This is a genomic window from Rahnella sp. R3(2024), from assembly GCF_042920125.1.
In the GTDB taxonomy this organism is placed as follows: domain Bacteria; phylum Pseudomonadota; class Gammaproteobacteria; order Enterobacterales; family Enterobacteriaceae; genus Rahnella; species Rahnella rivi.
Genome location: NZ_JBHGBU010000002.1, coordinates 464,459 through 484,068, shown reverse-complemented (window position 1 = coordinate 484,068; position 19,610 = coordinate 464,459). Strand labels below are relative to the sequence as shown.

Genomic DNA, 19,610 nt, shown 5'->3' with positions numbered 1-19,610 from the left:
CGCGCGCTGCCCGCCCGGTTGTCACTCTGCCAGTATCCACACGCTCACACTGCCCGCTTCGCAGTAGAATTGCGCCGTGCCGTGCTCGTCGGTTTCAATAATGTCGTCGCGATGTTCCAGTAAATCACGCCATTTTCGGTGCGCGAGATTTTCTCCCATGTCGATGGTTTTCTCCCCCGCTTCACTGTTGGACATCACCACCACGCAGCCCGGATGTTCTTCGGTGCCACTGCGTGAAAACGCAATGCAGTTCGGATGATCGAAATAGTCCGTCTGCACACCCCATGCATGGGTTTGCCGGGCTTTGATTAATGTCTCGAGCCCTGGGATCGCAGGCATGTCGATGGTGTAATTGTTGCCGTCATCCCCCTCATCTTCGTAGGTCGCGCCTAACAAATCCGGATAGAACACAATCGGCACGCCCTGTTCACGCAGCAGGATGAGGGCGTAGGCCAGCGGTTTGAACCAGGGTTCGATCGGCGCTTCCAGCGACTGTAACGGCTGGGTGTCGTGGTTAGCCACCAGCGTTACGGCGTGTGCCGGATCTGCGGCCACCAGCGTGTTATCGAAAATCTGCGTGAAGTTGAAATCCGCACCCTGTTTTGACGCATGGTGGAAATTCAGCTGCAACGGCGCATCGAACAGCATGGTTTTGCCGTCGACCTGATCGATGTAATTTTGCAGCGTCGGCACATCATGCGACCAGTATTCCGCCACGATATACATGGGTTGATCGGCTTCAGCCTGAATATGATCAATCCAGTCTTTGTAAAACCACGCCGGAATGTGTTTTACGGCATCCAGACGAAAGCCGGTGCATTGGGTTTGATCCATCAGCCAGCGCGCCCAGAACTTCAGCTCTTCGTTGACCGCATTGTTACGAAAATCAACGTTGGCACCCATCAGATAATCGTAATTTCCGAATTCATCATCGACCTGATCATTCCAGCCACCGGCGGTATAATCATTGACGATTTTGAAGATACCGTTTTCATCCGGGTTTTCGATGTGGTCGACACCGCTGAAACAGTGGAAATCCCAGATGAATTTCGAGTACTGGCCCTGCCGTGCGGGGAACGTGAAACGCGTCCAGGCATCCGCTTCGATGATGTCATCGCTGATATCTTCGCGGTTATCAATATTCACACGGTTAACCTGTACACGCTCTTTCTCGTCAGCCCCCATTTTGTGGTTGAGCACCACATCGAGGATGACGCCCAGCTGATGCGCTTTCAGCGCTGCAATGGCCGCCATCAGCGCTTCTTTATCGCCGTATTTTGTGCCACGCGTGCCCTTCTGGTCGAACTCACCGAGATCGAACAGATCATAGGTGTCGTACCCGACCGAATATCCACCGGAATCCCCTTTATAGGCAGGCGGTAACCAGGCTGCGGTAATGCCGATTTCGGCCAGCCATGCGGCCTTTTCTGCCACTTCCGGCCACAGTTTGCCACCGTCCGGGTAATACCAGTGAAAGAACTGAAACAACGTAGGATTCTGCATTCATGATTTCCATTCAGATGACCGGGAAATGAAGTATGGAGCAGGATTGGGAAAAATGCGGCGGAAGGAAAAAAAAAGCCGGTCAGCAATGCTGACCGGCCCGGAACGGCATCAGATCGGGATCAGTTGATTTCAGGATGCTGATCGATCAGGTTCTTTCTTTTCGCCTGAAGTTCAGCAATCTGCGCATCAATATCTTCGATCTTGTGTTCGATATTGTCATGGTGCTCTTGCAGAATTTCTTTCGCTTCTGCACGGTCAGAGGCCGCTGGCGTAGCGCCTTTCAGCGGACGGTTTGCGGTTTCTTTCATGAAGATACCGGTGATCAGACCAATCACTGCCACCACCATCAGATAATATGCGGGCATGTACAGGTTATTGGTGGATTCTACCAGCCAGGCGACGATGGTCGGCGTCAGACCGGCTATCAGCACCGACACGTTAAAGGCAATCGCCAGCGCACTGTAACGGATGTGCGTCGGGAACATGGCCGGTAATGTCGATGCCATCACACCGATGAAGCAGTTGAGCAACACCGCAAGGATCAGCAGACCTAAGAAGATCAGGCCAATCACGCCGCTGTTAATCAGGATGAAGCACGGGATGGACAGAATAAACAGCCCCACGCTGCCGATCAGAATAAACGGCTTACGGCCAAAACGGTCACTCAGCATGCCCATGAACGGCTGGACAAACAGCATACCGACCATAATGGCAATAATGATCAGCACACCGTGGTCTTCTGAATAGTGCAGGCTGTGCGACAGGTAGCTCGGCATGTACGTCAGCAACATGTAGTAAGTGACGTTAGTGGCGATAACCATACCGACGCAGACGATTAACGGTTTCCACTGTTTGGTCAGGATCTCGCGGAAAGAAACTCTCGGCGGCTCTGCAATGTCTTTACGTGAATCGCTGTCGATTTTATCCACGTGCTGCTGGAAGGTCGGGGTTTCTTCCAGCGCATGGCGCAGGTAGATACCGATCAGGCCCAGCGGTGCGGCGATGAAGAACGGAATACGCCAGCCCCACTCGAGGAAGTTTGCTTCACCCACAATGCTGGAGATCAATACGACGACGCCCGCACCCAGGATGAAACCGGCGATCGAGCCGAAGTCCAGCCAGCTGCCGAGGAAGCCACGTTTTCTGTCCGGCGAGTATTCGGCGACAAAAATCGCGGCACCGGTATATTCACCGCCCACGGAGAAGCCCTGCGCCAGTTTTGCCAGCAACAGAAGGATCGGAGCCCAGATACCGATGGTGGCGTAACCGGGGATCAACCCGATACAGAAGGTACTGACCGACATGATAATGATCGTGACGGACAAGACTTTTTGACGACCGAACTTATCACCCAGCGCACCAAAGAACAGACCGCCCAGAGGCCTGACCAGGAACGGAACCGAGAACGTTGCCAGCGCGGCAATCATCTGAATACCGGGATCTGCGCCAGGGAAGAACACCTGGCCCAGCGCAAATGCCACAAAACCGTACACCCCGAAGTCAAACCACTCCATGGCATTTCCCAACGCAGCCGCCGTGATCGCCTTCTTGAGTTTGGTGTCGTCAATGATGGTGATATCGTTGATTTGCATCGGTTTAACGCGTTTCTTTCTCAATCTAATCATGTACATCCCTTTTTCAAATATCTCCACTGTTTCTAGCGAGAGGTATTCTGTTCAGTACCCTTAATGTATTTCGGGTATCAATTGTTATTTGCCAAACCATGACATTATAGAATGTTTTTTACAGAAGGGAAAAATGTGATCAACCTTACATTTTCAACAGCGTCTGCCGTCATGTGACCGTGCTAAGTGGTAATGTGTTTTCAATTTAATGAAATATCATTTCAATTAATAAAATAAAGCCAACAGCACGGCTGATTTTGTTGCCACTTACGAGGTGAATCATGGCGAAAGGTTCTCAGATTCAATTCAGTTTTCACACGGTTCAGGATCCACAGACCGGTGCCCGCGTCACGCGACTGACGCCGCCAGATGTCCTGTGTCATCGCAACTATTTTTATCAGAAATGTTTTACCCGCGATGGCTCTAAGGTTTTGTTTGCAGGGGAATTTGACGGGCACCGTAACTATTATCTTCTGGATCTCAGCAGCCAGAAAGCGGTGCAACTGACCGAAGGTCAAGGGGATAACACCTTTGGCGGATTCCTTTCTCCGGACGATCAATACCTGTATTACGTCAAAAATGAACGTCGTTTACAACGGGTGAAACTGGATGATTTCAGTGAAACCACGGTGTATCTGGTGCCTGAAGAATGGGTGGGTTACGGGACGTGGGTGGCTAACAGTGAATGCACCAGCCTGGTGGGCATTGAAATCAGTCGCGAAGACTGGACGCCGTTGTCAGACTGGAAAATCTTCCAGGAGTTCTACCACAGCAATCCGCACTGCCGGTTGTTGCGTGTCGATTTATTGAACGGTAAATCCCGTGTGATTCATGAGAAAAATGAATGGCTCGGTCACCCAATTTATCGCCCTTATGATGATAGTACCGTCGCGTTTTGCCACGAAGGGCCGCACGATCTGGTGGATGCGCGGATGTGGCTGGTGAATGAAGACGGCACCCAGGTACGCAAAGTGAAAGAACATGCGCCGGGGGAAAGCTGCACGCATGAGTTTTGGGTGCCGGACGGATCGGCGCTGATGTATGTGTCTTATCTGAAAGGCCAGCACGATCGTCATATCCGTCGCTTTGATCCGCAGACCGGGGAAGACATCTCTCTGATGACCATGCCTGCCTGTTCGCATCTGATGAGCAATGAAAACGGCACGCTGCTGGTGGGCGACGGTTCCGGCACGCCGGTGGATGTAAAAGACACCGCCAGCCATACGATTGAAAACGATCCGTGGTTGTATATTTTTGATGGCAAAACCCGTCAGCATGCTCCGCTTGCGGCGCACAACAGTTCATGGCGCGTGCTGGATGGCGACCGTCAGGTCACGCATCCGCACCCCTCTTTTTCACCAGACGATCGCCATGTGTTATTCACTACCGATTCTGAAGGATTGCCTGCCCTGTATCTGGCGGAAATTCCTGACGCCCTGCTCAGTTCATTACGTAAGGACTAAACGATGTTCATTTTTAGAAAAGATATTCCTCTGCAGGACCTGGGCGACGGTGTGAGCCGTCGCGTTCTGGCGCACGACGGCACCATGATGGCGGTTGAAGTGTATTTCGAAGAAGGTGCCGTCGGCCCGATGCACAATCACGTGCATGAGCAACTGACTTACGTGCTGTCAGGGCGTTTTAAATTCACGATCGGCGAAGAGACGCTGGAAGTGTCGGCAGGCGATACGCTGTATAAAAAACCTTACATTATGCACGGCTGCGTATGCCTGGAGAAAGGTGTGTTGTTAGATACCTTTACACCGCAGAGACAAGACTTCCTCTGACCGGCTGGCCGTCAGGACAAAAAAAAACCGGTGCTGATTTCAGCACCGGTTTTTTTGATCTCAAAAGAAAGGGATAACTTATGCGAGGATCTCACGCACGAAGTTTTCGATCTCTTTATTCTGACCATTTTCGAAGAAGCATTTCTGGAAGCGTTCGCCGCTGACAGCGGTTTTCACCAGTTCTTTATCGATAGCGCGCAGGGTATCAAGGTAGTTTTCTTTTACCACCGCCGCTTTGACCTGATTCAGAATGCCCGCGTTACGCACCTGAGGTTCTTTACGGTCAGCCGGATAGCCCTGACCTTTCACGCCGGTGAAGGCTTTTTCGAAGATGAAACGCACATTCAGCTCTGCGCCCCAGCCAAAACCTTTGGCGAAAGGCAGCGACAGCGCGTTACCGTTGTTGATTTGGGCAAACAGGAACGCATCTGCCGGATCAATACAGTAACCGCAGTTAACGCCCGGATGGATGTTCAGTGACATCAGTGCGCCCTGCCCGGTGCCGCAGCCCGCGACCACGAAATCGACCGCTTTTGAGTTCAGCAGAATGCTGGCCATGATGCCCAGATGGATGTAAGTCAGGTGATGATCCTGCTCGTCAGACATGCCGACGTTGTACACCGGATATTCTTTTTCGGACGCAACCGCGTTCAGTTCTTTAAGAATGATCGCGTTTTTCGCGGCCTGACTGTTTTCCATCATCAATGCAATTTTCATGAGATTTCCTCTTTAGGCAGCGGTTTTATCCGCTGCTGTCTGTGAATGCTTCTATGGATGAATGAGGTTTGGCGGGATTAACGCGCCAGCCAGCCGCCATCGACGGCAATCGTGTAGCCATTAATGTAGTCGGATGCCGTGGAAGACAGGAAGACAACCGGCCCCATAACGTCAGACGGTAAACCCCAGCGCCCGGCCGGAATGCGGCTGAGAATTTCTTCGCTGCGGGCTTCATCGGCGCGCAGTTGCTGGGTATTGTTGGTCGCCATGTAACCCGGTGCGATCGCGTTGACGTTGATGTTGTGTTTCGCCCACTCGTTCGCCAGCAGACGGGTAACACCCATCACGGCACTTTTCGATGCGGTATAAGAAGGTACACGGATACCGCCCTGGTAGGAAAGCATCGACGCAATATTGATGATTTTACCGCCGGTGCCCTGCGCAATGAATTGCTTCGCTACCGCCTGAGACATGAAGAACACGGATTTGATGTTCAGGTTCATGACGTCGTCCCAGTTCTTTTCACTGAAGTCGATGGCGTCTTCACGGCGGATAATCCCGGCGTTGTTCACCAGAATATCAAGATGACCCATCTCGGCAACGGCACGCTCCAGCAACGCCGGGATCACTTTGGTGTCGCTGAGATCTGCGGTCAGGCTGAGAAAACGACGGCCAGTCGCCGCAATTCTTTCAATGGTTTCGGCAGGCTCAACGATGTTGATCCCCACGATGTCACAGCCGGCTTCCGCCAGACCGATGGCCATACCCTGGCCCAGACCGGTGTCGCATCCGGTCACCACGGCGACTTTTCCCTTCAGTGAAAAATTATCCAGAATCATGATGTTTCCTTTTTCCATAAAACGGAGGCGAATGCGCTTTTCCGTCACACAAGAGTGAGTCGGGCAATGCCCGGCTACGAACTGATGGGGAGAAGTTTAGCGATAAAATTCGCGCAACTCAAGAAAATGAAACATCATTTCAATTTAGATGAACTTTGATGTCGTTTTTTGTTGGGTTGATCACGTCCTGATAGAATGCACAGTGCAAACGCATGACAGTAAAACCGCGCAGGCTGGAAATTAAGCAGAAGAGTGTGCAAAGGCGTGTTAACGAAGGTGGAGCGAGGGGATAACGCAAAATCACTGCCCGGCGGGAGCCGGGCTAGCGGTACTGAAATCGGTAACGGGCGGCGCGCTTAGTGCATCGACCCCTGGCACTCGGTGGCCATGGTCAGACCGCGACGCCAGTCACCCGGAGTCTGTCCAAACTGACGTTTGAAACTGCGGGTAAAGGATTGCTGAGAATCAAAGCCCAGCGAGATCGCCACGCTGACGATAGGCTCACGACTGCTTGCCAGCATATCGGCAGATTTCTTCAGCTTTTTCTCACGGATGAATTCACCCATCGGCAGGCCGGTATGTTCTTTAAACATGCGTTGCAGATACCAGCGCGAATACCCTGCCCGTTTAGCGACGGTCTTAATATCCAGTCGCTCTTCCAGATTGTGATCGATCCAGTCGATCAGGTCGTGAATGAAATCCTCGGTTCTCATGGGCTTTCTCCTGTCTCTTATTCAGTTTGTTGCCGCCCCCCGAGGGCGTCTTTTTCTAAACTGACGCACTTTGCGATTAAATGCAAGTTTTACTATTGCATTTAATGTGTCGGTACTGGATAGTCACGCTCCCTGAAGTAAACGTTCTGTAAAACAGCACAGAAAGTGTAACAGTATTTCTTGCACTTTAGTAGCTGCGTCCCTACAATCCCCTCGAATCAATTGTATCAGACATTGATACATAATTGTGCTGATGAACGGCACAAGTCCCAAAAAAGTCAGATCAGGCAAAGGACGTTACCCGGAGGACAGACCGGTTGTATTGCCTGACAGCACTTACTCACTGGAAATAAAAATAATGAAAAACCTGCAAAAACCGTTGGTTGTTGCACGCGACCGCCTGCGCGGTACGCCTTTGACTTTGCGCCTTTCAGGGGTTGCGTTCATGGTCGCCCTGCTCGCCGGGTGTGACAACAGCGTGGCACAAAACGCCGCGCCGCCAGCCCCGCAGGTCAGTGCGGCCGATGTGCTGATTAAACAAATCAGTCAGTGGGATGCATTTAACGGACGTGTGGAAGCGGTGCAAAGTGTTCAGCTTCGCCCGCGTGTGTCGGGATATATCGATAAAGTGAATTATCAGGAAGGCCAGGAAGTGAAGAAAGGTCAGGTGCTGTTTACCATTGATGACCGCACCTACCGCGCGGCTCAGGAGCAGGCACAGGCTGAACTGGTGCGTGCCCGCAATCAGGCCAGCCTGACCCGCAGCGAGTCCTCCCGCACAGAAAAACTGATTGGCACGCAGGCCATTTCCACTGAAATCGCCGAGCAGCGCCGTTCGGCAGCATCTCAGGCACAGTCTGATGTGCTCGCCGCTCAGGCACAGCTGGACATGGCACAGCTGAATCTGGATTTCACCCGTGTGACCTCTCCGATTGATGGCCGCGCCAGCCGCGCGATGATCACCACCGGCAATCTGGTGACCGCGGGCGACACCGCCAGCGTACTGACCACGCTGGTGTCGCTGGACACGGTGTATGTCTACTTTGATGTCGATGAAGGTACTTTCCTGCGCTATCAGGCGATGGCGCGTGATGGCCAGCGCAATGACACCCCGCAGTCCCGTTTGCCGGTGCACGTCGGTCTGGTGGGTGAAGACGGCTATCCGCATCAGGGCGTGGTCGACTTTACGGATAATCAGCTCAACTCAGGTACCGGCACCATCCGTATGCGCGCCCTACTGGATAACCGTGATCGCGCCTTTACGCCGGGCCTGTTCGCCCGCGTGCAGTTACCGGGCAGCGCGGAATTCAGCGCCGTGCTGGTGGACGATAAAGCCGTTCTGACCGATCAGGACCGTAAATTTGTTTACGTGGTTGATAAAGACGGTAAAGCACAGCGTCGCGATGTGGAAGTTGGCCGGATTTCCGGTGGTTTACGTATTGTGCAGAAAGGTCTGGAAGCGGGTGACCGCGTGATTATTGACGGCGTTCAGAAAGTCTTTATGCCGGGTATGCCCGTTAACGCCAAAACCGTCAGCATGGCGGCCAACAGCGTCACTCCTGCCGCCGCTAAATAAAAGAGAATTCTGACTCATGGACTTTTCCCGCTTTTTCATCGACCGGCCTATTTTCGCCGCCGTTTTGTCGATTCTGATTTTAGTCACCGGGGCGATTGCCATTCCCCTGCTGCCGGTCAGCGAATACCCGAACGTGGTCCCGCCGAGCGTACAGGTACGCGCGGAATATCCGGGTGCCAACCCGAAAGTGATTGCAGAAACTGTGGCGACGCCGCTGGAAGAAGCCATCAACGGCGTTGAAAACATGGTGTACATGAAATCGGTCGCCGGTTCCGACGGCGTGCTGGTGACCACTGTGACGTTCCGTCCGGGTACCGATCCGGATCAGGCACAGGTTCAGGTGCAGAACCGCGTGGCGCAGGCCGAAGCGCGCCTGCCGGAAGATGTGCGCCGTCAGGGGGTGACGACGCAGAAGCAATCACCGACCTTAACGCTGGTGGTGCATCTGGTGTCGCCTTCCGGTAAGTACGACTCATTATACCTGAGCAACTACGCCACGCTGAAGGTGAAGGACGAACTGGCGCGTTTGCCGGGTGTCGGGCAGATCCAGATTTTTGGCGCGGGTGAATACGCGATGCGTGTCTGGCTCGATCCGAACAAAGTGGCGGCGCGTGGCCTGACAGCCAGTGACGTTGTCACGGCAATGCGTGAGCAAAACGTGCAGGTGTCTGCCGGTCAGCTCGGTGCAGAACCGCTGCCAAAAGACAGCGACTATCTGTTGTCGATCAACGCCCAGGGGCGGCTCAAGAACGAAGAAGAGTTCGGCAATATCATCCTGAAAAGCGGTGATAACGGCGAAATCGTTCGTTTGCGCGACGTTGCACGTATTGAAATGGGCTCCGGAAGTTACGCCCTGCGCTCGCAGCTGAACAATAAAGATGCGGTCGGTATCGGTATCTTCCAGTCACCGGGCGCTAACGCGATTGATCTTTCTGATGCCGTTCGCGCCAAAATGGCCGAGCTGGCTACCCGCTTCCCGGAAGGCATGACCTGGCGGGCGCCGTATGACCCGACGGTGTTTGTGCGTGATTCGATCAGTGCTGTGGTGCATACGCTGCTGGAAGCCGTCGTGCTGGTTGTGCTGGTGGTGATCCTGTTCCTGCAAACCTGGCGTGCGTCGATCATCCCGTTACTGGCGGTACCGATTTCGGTTATCGGCACATTCAGCATTCTGTATTTGCTCGGTTTCTCGCTCAACACGCTCAGTCTTTTCGGGCTGGTGCTGGCGATAGGCATCGTGGTCGATGACGCCATTGTGGTGGTGGAAAACGTCGAGCGAAATATCGAGGAAGGTCTGGCACCAAGGGAGGCGGCGCATCAGGCAATGCGGGAAGTGTCCGGGCCAATCATTGCCATCGCGCTGGTGCTGTGTGCGGTCTTTGTGCCGATGGCGTTCCTTTCCGGCGTCACCGGTCAGTTCTACAAACAGTTTGCGGTCACCATTGCCATCTCCACCGTGATTTCGGCGATTAACTCCCTGACGCTCTCCCCTGCTCTGGCAGCCCTGTTGCTGAAGCCGCACGGCGCGCCAAAGGATATGCCATCAAGACTGATCGACCGTCTGTTCGGCTGGATTTTCCGTCCGTTTAACCGCTTCTTTAACGCCAGTTCACACGGTTATCAGAATGCGGTGTCAAAAACGCTCGGACGACGTGGTGCCGTCTTTGCGGTTTACGTTCTGCTGCTGTGCGGCGCTGCGCTGATGTTCAAAATGGTGCCGGGCGGCTTTATACCGACGCAGGATAAGTTGTACCTGATTGCCGGGGTGAAAATGCCGGAAGGGGCATCGCTGTCACGCACCGATGCCGTGATCCGCAAGATCAGTGCGCTGGGGCTGAGCACCGACGGCGTCAGTGATGCTGTGGCATTTCCGGGGCTGAATGCCTTGCAGTTCACTAATACGCCAAATACCGGCACGGTGTTCTTTGCGCTGAAACCGCTGGGCGAACGTACCCGTACGGCGGCGGAAATTAACGCCGAAATCAACGCCAAGATCTCGCAGATTCAGGAAGGTTTCGCCTTCTCGATTATGCCACCGCCAATTCTCGGATTAGGCCAGGGTTCCGGCTACTCGTTGTATATCCAGGATCGTGCAGGTCTGGGCTACGGCGCGTTGCAGACGGCGATCAACACGATGTCCGGTTCGATTATGCAAACGCCGGGAATGGGCTTCCCTATCTCCTCTTATCAGGCCAACGTGCCGCAGCTGGATGCGCATATTGACCGTGATAAAGCCAAAGCGCAGGGCGTTTCTCTCGATGATTTGTTCAGTACCTTGCAGGTGTATCTCGGTTCGTCATACATCAATGACTTCAACCGGTTCGGACGCACCTGGAAAGTGATGGCGCAGGCTGACGGCCAGTTCCGCGACAGCGTGGAAGACATCGCCAATCTGCGTACCCGAAATGACAAAGGCGAAATGGTGCCGATCGGCAGTATGCTGAACATCACCACCACTTACGGGCCTGATCCGGTTATCCGCTATAACGGTTATCCGGCGGCAGATTTGATTGGTGATGCTGATCCGCGCATTTTGTCTTCGACACAAGCCATGACCGAGTTGACAGAAATGTCCAAAAACCTCCTGCCAAATGGCATGAATATCGAATGGACAGATCTGAGCTATCAGCAATCTACACAGGGCAACGCCGCGCTGATTGTGTTCCCGATGTCGGTTCTGCTGGCGTTTCTGGTGCTGGCTGCACTTTATGAGAGCTGGACGTTGCCGCTGGCGGTGATCCTGATTGTGCCGATGACCATGCTTTCAGCGCTGTTTGGCGTGTGGCTGACTGGGGGTGATAACAACGTCTTTGTTCAGGTCGGGCTGGTGGTGCTGATGGGGCTGGCATGTAAAAACGCCATCCTGATTGTCGAATTCGCCCGCGAGCTTGAGATGCAGGGCAAAGGGATTGTGGAATCGGCGCTCGAAGCCTGTCGCCTGCGTCTGCGCCCTATCGTCATGACGTCTATTGCCTTTATTGCCGGGACAATTCCGCTGATCCTCGGTCACGGCGCTGGTGCAGAAGTGCGCGGCGTCACGGGCATCACCGTTTTCTCCGGAATGCTGGGGGTGACGCTGTTCGGGTTGTTCCTGACGCCGGTATTTTATGTGGCACTGCGCAAGCTGGTGACGCGTAAGCATGCGGCGCAGGAGACGCAGACAGTCTGATTGGTAATGACAGAAAGCAAAAAGCCGGGAAATTATCCCGGCTTTTTTACGTCTGAATGTCGCGAAGTGAGTATCAGATGGCTGATGTTTATTTCGTGCAGAGCGACTTATCTGCGTATTCTGCAGCCAGGTCTTTGGTGCATTTGTACTTGCCGCCACGCTCAAACTCGGCCAGCGCATCGGCTACCGTATGACGACCCAGCACCTGCAACGACGCCTCTTCAGCCTCATTCACGATATTTTTAAAATAGGTACAGGCATTGGCGCTGACAACACAGCGGGCAGGCACATCGGGACGTGCGGCCCACAGGCGTTTATCTTCAATCACGGCGCAGTAAATATCACGCAGCGTAATGTCTTCCGCCGGGCGGCCAAGATGAATCGAGCCGGTGCGGCCAAGCGTTGAGACGATAATGCCATGCTGAGTCAGTGGCACCATCAGTTTGCGGATGAAGCTGGAGTTGGCTTCCAGACCTGTAGCTAAGATCGCACTGGTGCAGCGCTGTTCAGCCTTTTGGGACTGAGCGATACAAAACACCATCTGCATGGCTGTCGGAAAGCGATAATCTAACATTTCATTGTCCTGAGAAACCAAGTCTTAGGTTAAGCACCGTATCACAGAGGAATAACCCTGTACGTGAGCTGGTCAATAATATAACAAAGACTGTTGCATTATTGAAGGCGGGGACGGCGTTAACGCACAGAAAGTCACGTTTTGGGCACAAAAAAACCCATCCGGAGATGGGTTTTCTTTAGGCTATTTCTAAGACTTTTGGTCAGGAAATTAGAACTGGTAGATCATGCCAACGCCAACAACATCATCGGTAGAGATACCGTTGTTTTCGTAGAAATCATCATCGTTGTCCAGCAGGTTGATTTTATAATCAACGTAGGTGGACATATTTTTGTTGAAGTAATAGTTCGCGCCAACAGAAACGTATTTAACCAAATCTTTGTCGTTGTCTTTTCCGCCATTGCCGTTGTTCAGGTCTTTACCTTTAGACTGCAGGTAAGAAACTTCCGGACGCAGACCGAAGTCGAATTGATATTGTGCAGTGACTTCAAAGTTCTGCGTTTTATTTGCAATGCCGTCATTGCCGTACATGGTCATATTACGGGTTTCAGCATACATGGTTGCCAGGTAGACATTATTTGCGTCGTATTTCGCGCCAATTGTCCAGACGTCAGCTTTGTCACCACGGTTATCAGCAGTTTGATCATTAGTACGGTCAGAAGAGGCATAAGCTGCACCTGCACTGATACCCATACCGAAATCCTAGGTAATTAAATATGCACTAACCTATTGTTTTATATTATTAATACAACCTAATTATCAAGTTTTTTGGTTTGCAAATATCTCTTCCTATCCCTATATGTTTCAACGAATTAAAATTAGTTTTGCAGAAGGGTTTTATTTTACAAAAACAAACATTGCTGTATGTATAACCAGTTAACTTGTTTGGGCGATTTTATGTTTGTTGAGCTGATTTACGACAAAAGAAACATGGCCGGTGTACCGAACGCCAACGCGCTGATCTTGGCTGAATTGACCAAACGCGTGCATGGCACCTTTCCTGATGCTGACGTGAAGGTTAAACCGATGGTGACGGTCAGCAGCATCAACACGGACGCCAGCAAAGCATGGAAGGCAGTTCTGGCGGGAATAGTTGAAGAGATGTTTCTTTGCACTCAGATTGTCGATGGGAAACCCAAATACTCACTTCGCGAGTTGCCCGAATGGGTTTAACGCAACCTTTTGAAATATAACCCGGCCAATGCGCCGGGTTTTTTGTGCCTGTAATCTGGCAAAATCACCGCCCTGCACTATTCTCATAGCAGCTGACAAAAGATCAGCAAGCCTGCCAAGGCCATGAGTACCTACCTACTGATAGCCCGCCGTTAACGCGGGCTCTTTTTTTACCTGTTTTATGGTGAATATCTAAGCATTAGCTAATCTTTAGAGTGGGTGGGATAACCGCCATCCAGAAGCGTAATATTGATACCTTTGATTTTTGCCCGCCTTTAACGCGGGCTCTTTTTTAATAATCAAAACGGGGGGGATTTCTTTAATTACTAAACCATGTTTCATAAGCCAAATTCTCAAGAGCTACTATTATGCTTTTGGGAGCATCGCTCTCGTTCCAAAACTAAATTTAGTGGCGATTCACTGGCCTTCGTTCGCGGAGGCTTTTTTACGCCCTAACACCGCCAATTCAGCAAACAACCTCATTTATGGGCACTGATCTGACGGATTGAGATTTGATTGCCATGCTATCTTTATTTCGTTCTATCTCAAGTAAAGTTCAACTGTAAAAACTGATGTTTATTGCCCGCCTGTCGCGGTCTTTTTTATGAGTTCTTTATCAGTAAGTTTACAGCATGCCTATATCTGTCTTGGCATTGCATATGTATAACTTATTGATTTTAAATATTAATGTATGTAATTATGCTCTCTACACTCACCACTCTACCCTGCTCAAGCACAGCCAATACTGCGTCCCCAATTTCTCTTCTGACTAATAAATTTTCTTCTTCAGTATGCATATCAACCTCAAGTAGTTTTTCACTGAGATTAGCACACAGATTTGCTTAAACCTTCAAATGCATGGCATGTCGTCAAACACATTATTCCTGGCGTCGTAGAGGGATGTGTTCACTTGAGCCCCTAACTACTGCATTAAAGGGCTTCCCTCAGGCAACGCAAAAATCTCAATGTAGGGATAGATTTACCTTTGAAATTTCCGGAACAAGAATTTCCCAACCTAGCCAGCGAGCATTCTTTTTTCTTATCAGATAATAATGGTTAAGATATTGATTAGTATTCATTGTACAAATTTATTACAAAAATAATTTAAATTTTAAGATAACTTATATGTACCGTAAGAGTAGAATTATTGTCACAAGAGTTTGAATGAAAAAAGGCTCAAAATATTGTGAAAACCACATTGATTGTGATTGTCGTTTTGGTTTTGGTCATCGGGCTGGTTTTTTGGGTGGTCAAGTCCAGAATGAATGATATAGATAATGATTATTGATAAATAAAATACATTTATAAACTTTAGTTATAAAAACCAATGAAATCAATGTTCACCACCGTGAGAAATCCCTCTTATTAGTTAATAAAATAATTTAACTTTGATAAAAGACTATTTATTTTAGTTAAGTTGCCAAGATAATATAAATTACTACTAAGTGAAATTATTTTTCGTTCGCAAAATGAGCGTTAATGAATTCTTAGCTTTTAAGGTGCCATTTCTAAATCTACACTTCCACCTTACCCCACCTAAAAAACTAAACCCTTATGATTAGCTACTCTTCCGCTTGAGTTAACATGTTCGCGTTATAGTCAATGCGTTCTACCCCTGTAATTTCCAGATGTAAAAACTGATGTTCATTACCCGCCTATGGTGGTTTTTTATGCATCAGAAAGCTTGTTGATAATAGACTGGTAACACTCTGCCTCACGCTCACTGACGCAATGCATGCGCTTATTAGCGAAAACCTTTATTAAGTTTTCACGGCTGATTTCGTAACCATTTTGACGCAAACCAAAGACAACATCCCCAAGAATCACACACATCTCGGCGTACTTTTCTGATTCGTCCATATGTTCACCTATCGATATGACTTTGCTCACCCTTGTTAATAGGTTAGGAAAGCCCGTGCTTATAGGCAAGGTAAGAATTTATGTGGTGGGTTCTTCATAATCTTCGGAGCTGGGGACATCAAAGATAGGTGGCGCTTCCATCCGCGGGTCTTCATTTTCAATCGCGGTATTTTTAATAACTTCGGATTGCTCTTTGATGCTTGCGATCAGTGCTCTTGCATCATCCGGCTTATCCAGTGCCAACTCCACAAGTTCGAATAGAGTCTTGATAGCCTCCGTGTGATACGCCGCTGCCGCGCCTGTTGTGTTCAGGTATTTGAAGTTGGGGATAACGGTACCGTCGCTAAACTTCCTGTCACCGTTGTAGGTGATCGCCTCTTTACATGCCCGTTCAACATCCTGCGCAATCAGCCCGACTTCTCTTCCCCCGTCTTTTTTACCGTAGATAGAACCGTTAAAAGTTAGAACGGATGCTAATGCGTTTTTTACTTTTTCAATGTCGAACTTGTGACGGATATCTGATCCAGATGTCCAGGTGCCGGACGCTGTCGCATTGCCGCCTCGGAGAAACTCCCATCCGCCGCCGCCAGACAACGCAACGAAATACGATTGGATCGTAGTGTCCCCCGCGCGCCGAATACCTGTCTGCGCCAGTTCGGTGTACCACCGGTATACCGTCCACCCCATCGGTGTACCAGGGCCTGACCCCCCGGCAGAGTTGTTATTCACCTCCACTCTGTTCTGTTCACTCGCAGTAACGCCTAAACCCCCGCCCGCGCCCCCGGTGACCGCTCCGGTAGCAGTAACGGCACCGTTAATAGTACCGCCGGTAGTTGGGTAAGCACCCAATGCCGTTCTGGCAGCGGCGGCGGTTACAGCACCTGTTCCACCGTTTACAATCGGCAAGGTGCCATTAACGCCAGAACCAAGAGGCACTTGTATTTTGCCGTACTGAGGAACCCATTCAGACCAGTTAGGGGATGCAGGGGTGAATGCACCCGTCAAACCACGGGTATATGTCTCTCCTTGAAAGGAGATGTACATTTGCTGGCAGCCATAGGCTGATTTAGTCACATAGAGCGTCCCGGCTTTTGCAATCGGGTATCCGTTGGCAACGATCGCATTGGCGTTTGCTGTCTGGTAGTAAATATTGAAATCAGTCACATTCCCCAGACTGTTTGGCGTCACTGTGGCATTCAGAAGGCCACCGTCGGCATAAGCTTTCGCCATGTCAGAGGTCAGTTTCGCAAAGCTGCTGATGTTCACAACGGTGCCGTCAGGAGCTGTCACGCTGACAGTGCCAGTTCCCGTCATGATAGTTTGCCAGCCGTCCATCTGTGACTGGTAGTAACCGAGCTGCGCGGCCAGGCGTTTGGAAAAGTCAGGTATCGAATCCGTATAAAAGCTCATCACCGCGTAAGCGGCTCCAGCAGCCACGGTACCGGCTGATGTGGTGATAGTCAGATGAGTAGCATCCTCCACGCTGGCGATTTCATAGATTTTAACTGTTCCAGATGCCGGAAGCAGAAAGGCCTGCCCCGGTCCGACGCCGAACTTAGCATCTAAAAAGTTAGTGCCGGTGCCGGTGACCTTTGTTGCCGCTACGGAGACTGTGCCTGTTTTATACCAAGCCATATTTACGTTACTCCAGATAATAAAAAACCCGCCGAAGCGGGTCTGTTTAGGTTGGGTAATTTATTTTTCACACGTCGTCGATGTGAAGTTTGATCTGCTAACCCAGCGCCAGCCAAAAGGGTCTCCGGCTTTATACTGGGTTTGGCCTGCAACCTTACGTACGCCATAAATCTGTACAGACGTTTCCTGTCCACCGATGAGCGCGGTACCGCTACAGACGGGTTGCTGCTTCTCAATAACGCCTGAACATCCCGTAAGTACTCCCGCCAATGCAATCACCAATAAAATTTTTTTCATTTTTATGTCCCTTCGATACTGGATATCGGGACGATAACAACGATATTTGGAGAGGGATAATTGGTTAAATAGATCAATTACTTGAAATTGATCGTTCAAAACGATCGTTCAATTCAATGAATTGATTAATAAGCAGATACATCAATTGCGTATACCACGTCGTTTGAGTTTGCATAGCCAACATTCTCGAGCTGATCACCTCCCGGACTGTCTGTCTGGGTAGAGGATATTCGAGTAGTTGACCCGTTGAAGTATGCATAGGTCTGAATGGGTGACTGGAAAGGGCGCGTTGCGCCCCCAGAATGAATAACGCCGACCATTAAGCCAGTCATCTGTGGCATTACCGCGTAATTTCCGCTGATTGAGGTATCGATGTTGTACCCCAGGTTGACCGGATTACCCGGCGTTCCAACAGCAATGGGTGGATTCATCACCTTGGTTTCATTGGTCAGTATGCACTGTCCCTGAGCGTCGTTTATCGCTATCCCCCACGCCGGTTTCGGCTGGGGAATGACGATGCCAAAAATATAAACAGTGACATTACCTACGCTGCCGCCGACAAGTCTGCCTACCGTAAGCGTATATACACCACTATTATTACTGAGCCTGCCGTAAACACCGGTTACATCAGATTTGAAGGCGACAACAAAGGGGCTCGAGACAGAGACGGCTAAGTTAATCACCCCGCCGCTTCCGCCAAAGTTGTACACATTCTTTGAGACCAGACTCATCGGCGTCGTGTCTGGCGTTGAGAATGGAATACCATACTCATCGACCAATATTGCCCCGTAATTTGCCATGTCATTGCTTCACTAAGTAAACGATCAGCCAACCTTCAGCTGCCGTGAATGTACCGGTTGAATAATCAGAACCGGCATTTGAGAGGGATACGCCGGTCGTGGAGGTGGTGATTTTTCGCCGGGCCGATGAAAGCTCAGCCCCCATGACCGGCGACTGCATCACAGACACCTTATAACCAGAAGGTACGACATAGGACCATGCCCCCGACACCTGGTCTTTTGATAGATAGATTGAGCCCAGTATCAGGATCCTCACCAGCCCCGTGTTATTGGGGGTCCTCGAAGCACTCCATGTTTGAATACCAAAATTCGCCAATCAGAATACCCCCGTCAGTTCCCCGATCTGCACACGCAGGACTCCGTTACCATCTGCAACGCTGATCGTTGTGTTGGTGGTTTTCATCTTGCCACCGCTGCCGGTACCGAAGTTCACAAAGGTACCGCCTTTATCCAATCGCCAGCCGGAGACGTTGGCTACGTAATTGGTGGACTGAATGAAGTTGCCGATCTTGGCGTTGGTAATTGTGCCGTCCTGAATGAAACCTTCATCAATGAACGTCTGCCCGCTGCGAATGGCAAAGAACGCTTTTGGTGTACCGTTCACATCAGACATGACTGTGAAATTGCTCGCCAAAAATGCCACGTTCGTCTGCATGCCTTCCGGAGTATTTTCAATGCCAATACCCATGCCCGCTGCATAATAGGTACCATTGCTGGTCACGCCCAACTTTATGCTGTACTGCGCAGACACATTCCCAGCTAAATCAGCCATTGCGCTGGCGGTTGTCTGCACGACGGCATTTGTTTCACTGAATTGAGCTTCTACGGTCTGCTGATACTCAGCAAAGGCTCTGCCCGCATCAGCCTGCGCTGTTTCGGTGGCTGTCACGCGAGCCCGAATAATCCCTGTAGCTGCACGCTGCCCGGTGGCATCTTTGTCATTGGAAAGCGAATTCTCAATAGCCGCTAATGCGGAACTATCGAAAGAGGCTTCAGTAACGCTGGCAAGGCTTGCGATAGCCTGTTCCGTTGTCGTCTGCGCCGTTTGCAATGAGCCTATCGAGGCCGTATTCCCGTCGGTCGTTGCCTTGACGCTGTCAATCCTTGTCCCCAGGGCTGTATCTGCAGTAGAGCGCGCCGTCGCCTCAGACGTTATTGCTGTGGTGTTATTTCCGACCGTCGTTGTCAGGCTATCAATACGATCACCCAGAGCGGTGTCTGCTGTAGCGCGAGCCGTCGCTTCGCTTGTGATAGACGTCGTATTATTTCCAACGGTTGTCGTTAGATTATCAATACGTGTACCCAGCGCCGTATCTGCCGTAGCGCGGGCAGTTGTCTC

Annotated in this window: 17 protein-coding genes and 1 pseudogene; 5 read left to right on the top strand and 13 right to left on the bottom strand. The window is 50.9% G+C overall.

Annotated features, from left to right (window positions below):
* Positions 1-21 precede the first annotated feature (21 nt).
* Positions 22-1,503, bottom strand: a complete 1,482-nt coding sequence (gene amyA / locus ABSH60_RS22685) for an alpha-amylase (RefSeq protein ID WP_183849054.1) — start codon at positions 1,501-1,503, stop codon at positions 22-24.
* 122 nt (positions 1,504-1,625) lie between these two features.
* Complete coding sequence (gene proP, locus ABSH60_RS22680) at positions 1,626-3,128, bottom strand: glycine betaine/L-proline transporter ProP (RefSeq protein WP_056774022.1); 1,503 nt, start codon at positions 3,126-3,128, stop codon at positions 1,626-1,628.
* A gap of 284 nt (positions 3,129-3,412) precedes the next feature.
* Here proP and ABSH60_RS22675 point away from each other — a divergent pair, with 284 nt between their 5' ends.
* Both ABSH60_RS22675 and ABSH60_RS22670 read left to right on the top strand, forming a co-directional pair.
* On the top strand, positions 3,413-4,594 hold the full coding sequence (locus ABSH60_RS22675) for an oligogalacturonate lyase family protein (protein ID WP_390976307.1): 1,182 nt from the start codon (positions 3,413-3,415) through the stop codon (positions 4,592-4,594).
* A 3-nt stretch (positions 4,595-4,597) separates the two neighbouring features.
* The gene (locus tag ABSH60_RS22670; RefSeq protein WP_056773847.1) at positions 4,598-4,918 is read left to right on the top strand and encodes a cupin domain-containing protein; all 321 of its coding nucleotides are present in this window, start codon (positions 4,598-4,600) and stop codon (positions 4,916-4,918) included.
* A 78-nt stretch (positions 4,919-4,996) separates the two neighbouring features.
* Here ABSH60_RS22670 and ABSH60_RS22665 read toward each other — a convergent pair whose 3' ends face one another.
* The 3 genes from ABSH60_RS22665 to ABSH60_RS22655 form a co-directional block, all read right to left on the bottom strand.
* Positions 4,997-5,635 (bottom strand): RpiB/LacA/LacB family sugar-phosphate isomerase, encoded by a 639-nt coding sequence (locus ABSH60_RS22665; RefSeq protein ID WP_056773844.1) that lies wholly within the window; start codon positions 5,633-5,635, stop codon positions 4,997-4,999.
* A gap of 77 nt (positions 5,636-5,712) precedes the next feature.
* Positions 5,713-6,474, bottom strand: coding sequence for a 2-dehydro-3-deoxy-D-gluconate 5-dehydrogenase KduD (gene kduD / locus ABSH60_RS22660; protein ID WP_056774019.1), 762 nt, complete (start codon positions 6,472-6,474; stop codon positions 5,713-5,715).
* 356 nt (positions 6,475-6,830) lie between these two features.
* Positions 6,831-7,187, bottom strand: a complete 357-nt coding sequence (locus tag ABSH60_RS22655) for a helix-turn-helix domain-containing protein (RefSeq protein ID WP_056773842.1) — start codon at positions 7,185-7,187, stop codon at positions 6,831-6,833.
* 445 nt (positions 7,188-7,632) lie between these two features.
* On the opposite strand from ABSH60_RS22655, the gene ABSH60_RS22650 reads away from it, so the two are divergent.
* Both ABSH60_RS22650 and oqxB read left to right on the top strand, forming a co-directional pair.
* Positions 7,633-8,763, top strand: coding sequence for an efflux RND transporter periplasmic adaptor subunit (locus tag ABSH60_RS22650; RefSeq protein ID WP_240993979.1), 1,131 nt, complete (start codon positions 7,633-7,635; stop codon positions 8,761-8,763).
* Positions 8,764-8,779: 16 nt separating this feature from the next.
* Positions 8,780-11,932, top strand: coding sequence for a multidrug efflux RND transporter permease subunit OqxB (oqxB, locus tag ABSH60_RS22645; RefSeq protein WP_122096699.1), 3,153 nt, complete (start codon positions 8,780-8,782; stop codon positions 11,930-11,932).
* An 88-nt stretch (positions 11,933-12,020) separates the two neighbouring features.
* Here oqxB and ABSH60_RS22640 read toward each other — a convergent pair whose 3' ends face one another.
* Both ABSH60_RS22640 and ABSH60_RS22635 read right to left on the bottom strand, forming a co-directional pair.
* Positions 12,021-12,506, bottom strand: a complete 486-nt coding sequence (locus ABSH60_RS22640) for an Rrf2 family transcriptional regulator (RefSeq protein WP_056773831.1) — start codon at positions 12,504-12,506, stop codon at positions 12,021-12,023.
* Positions 12,507-12,716: 210 nt separating this feature from the next.
* Positions 12,717-13,208 (bottom strand): annotated as a pseudogene (locus ABSH60_RS22635) (porin); the annotation flags it as partial.
* A 195-nt stretch (positions 13,209-13,403) separates the two neighbouring features.
* Between ABSH60_RS22635 and ABSH60_RS22630 the strand changes: the two are divergent.
* Positions 13,404-13,679: a DinI-like family protein gene (locus tag ABSH60_RS22630; RefSeq protein ID WP_390976303.1), complete on the top strand. Its 276-nt coding sequence runs from the start codon at positions 13,404-13,406 to the stop codon at positions 13,677-13,679.
* Between the two features lie 1,668 nt (positions 13,680-15,347).
* Here the strand turns inward: ABSH60_RS22630 and ABSH60_RS22625 are convergent.
* From ABSH60_RS22625 to ABSH60_RS22600, 6 genes are all read right to left on the bottom strand, one after another.
* Entirely contained in the window at positions 15,348-15,539 is a 192-nt protein-coding gene (locus ABSH60_RS22625) for a DUF2767 family protein (protein ID WP_390976301.1), read from the bottom strand.
* A 78-nt stretch (positions 15,540-15,617) separates the two neighbouring features.
* On the bottom strand, positions 15,618-17,174 hold the full coding sequence (locus tag ABSH60_RS22620) for a tail fiber domain-containing protein (protein ID WP_390976299.1): 1,557 nt from the start codon (positions 17,172-17,174) through the stop codon (positions 15,618-15,620).
* Between the two features lie 60 nt (positions 17,175-17,234).
* Positions 17,235-17,471, bottom strand: coding sequence for a cor protein (locus ABSH60_RS22615; protein WP_390976297.1), 237 nt, complete (start codon positions 17,469-17,471; stop codon positions 17,235-17,237).
* 125 nt (positions 17,472-17,596) lie between these two features.
* Positions 17,597-18,271 carry a hypothetical protein gene (locus ABSH60_RS22610; protein WP_390976295.1) on the bottom strand — a complete coding sequence of 225 codons (675 nt, stop codon included), beginning with the start codon at positions 18,269-18,271 and terminating at the stop codon, positions 17,597-17,599.
* A gap of 1 nt (position 18,272) precedes the next feature.
* The gene (locus ABSH60_RS22605; RefSeq protein WP_390976293.1) at positions 18,273-18,431 is read right to left on the bottom strand and encodes a hypothetical protein; all 159 of its coding nucleotides are present in this window, start codon (positions 18,429-18,431) and stop codon (positions 18,273-18,275) included.
* A gap of 156 nt (positions 18,432-18,587) precedes the next feature.
* Positions 18,588-19,064, bottom strand: a complete 477-nt coding sequence (locus ABSH60_RS22600; protein WP_390976474.1) for a DUF1983 domain-containing protein — start codon at positions 19,062-19,064, stop codon at positions 18,588-18,590.
* Between the last annotated feature and the right edge of the window lie 546 nt (positions 19,065-19,610).

Excerpts from the sequence above, each read along its gene's own strand:
- amyA (WP_183849054.1), bottom strand. The coding sequence starts at position 1,503 with ATGCAGAATCCTACGTTGTTTCAGTTCTTTCACTGGTATTACCCGGAC.
- ABSH60_RS22675 (WP_390976307.1), top strand. The coding sequence starts at position 3,413 with ATGGCGAAAGGTTCTCAGATTCAATTCAGTTTTCACACGGTTCAGGAT.
- ABSH60_RS22670 (WP_056773847.1), top strand. The coding sequence starts at position 4,598 with ATGTTCATTTTTAGAAAAGATATTCCTCTGCAGGACCTGGGCGACGGT.
- ABSH60_RS22665 (WP_056773844.1), bottom strand. The coding sequence starts at position 5,635 with ATGAAAATTGCATTGATGATGGAAAACAGTCAGGCCGCGAAAAACGCG.
- kduD (WP_056774019.1), bottom strand. The coding sequence starts at position 6,474 with ATGATTCTGGATAATTTTTCACTGAAGGGAAAAGTCGCCGTGGTGACC.
- ABSH60_RS22655 (WP_056773842.1), bottom strand. The coding sequence starts at position 7,187 with ATGAGAACCGAGGATTTCATTCACGACCTGATCGACTGGATCGATCAC.
- ABSH60_RS22650 (WP_240993979.1), top strand. The coding sequence starts at position 7,633 with ATGGTCGCCCTGCTCGCCGGGTGTGACAACAGCGTGGCACAAAACGCC.
- oqxB (WP_122096699.1), top strand. The coding sequence starts at position 8,780 with ATGGACTTTTCCCGCTTTTTCATCGACCGGCCTATTTTCGCCGCCGTT.
- ABSH60_RS22640 (WP_056773831.1), bottom strand. The coding sequence starts at position 12,506 with ATGTTAGATTATCGCTTTCCGACAGCCATGCAGATGGTGTTTTGTATC.
- ABSH60_RS22630 (WP_390976303.1), top strand. The coding sequence starts at position 13,404 with ATGTTTGTTGAGCTGATTTACGACAAAAGAAACATGGCCGGTGTACCG.
- ABSH60_RS22625 (WP_390976301.1), bottom strand. The coding sequence starts at position 15,539 with ATGGACGAATCAGAAAAGTACGCCGAGATGTGTGTGATTCTTGGGGAT.
- ABSH60_RS22620 (WP_390976299.1), bottom strand. The coding sequence starts at position 17,174 with ATGGCTTGGTATAAAACAGGCACAGTCTCCGTAGCGGCAACAAAGGTC.
- ABSH60_RS22615 (WP_390976297.1), bottom strand. The coding sequence starts at position 17,471 with ATGAAAAAAATTTTATTGGTGATTGCATTGGCGGGAGTACTTACGGGA.
- ABSH60_RS22610 (WP_390976295.1), bottom strand. The coding sequence starts at position 18,271 with ATGGCAAATTACGGGGCAATATTGGTCGATGAGTATGGTATTCCATTC.
- ABSH60_RS22605 (WP_390976293.1), bottom strand. The coding sequence starts at position 18,431 with ATGCAGTCGCCGGTCATGGGGGCTGAGCTTTCATCGGCCCGGCGAAAA.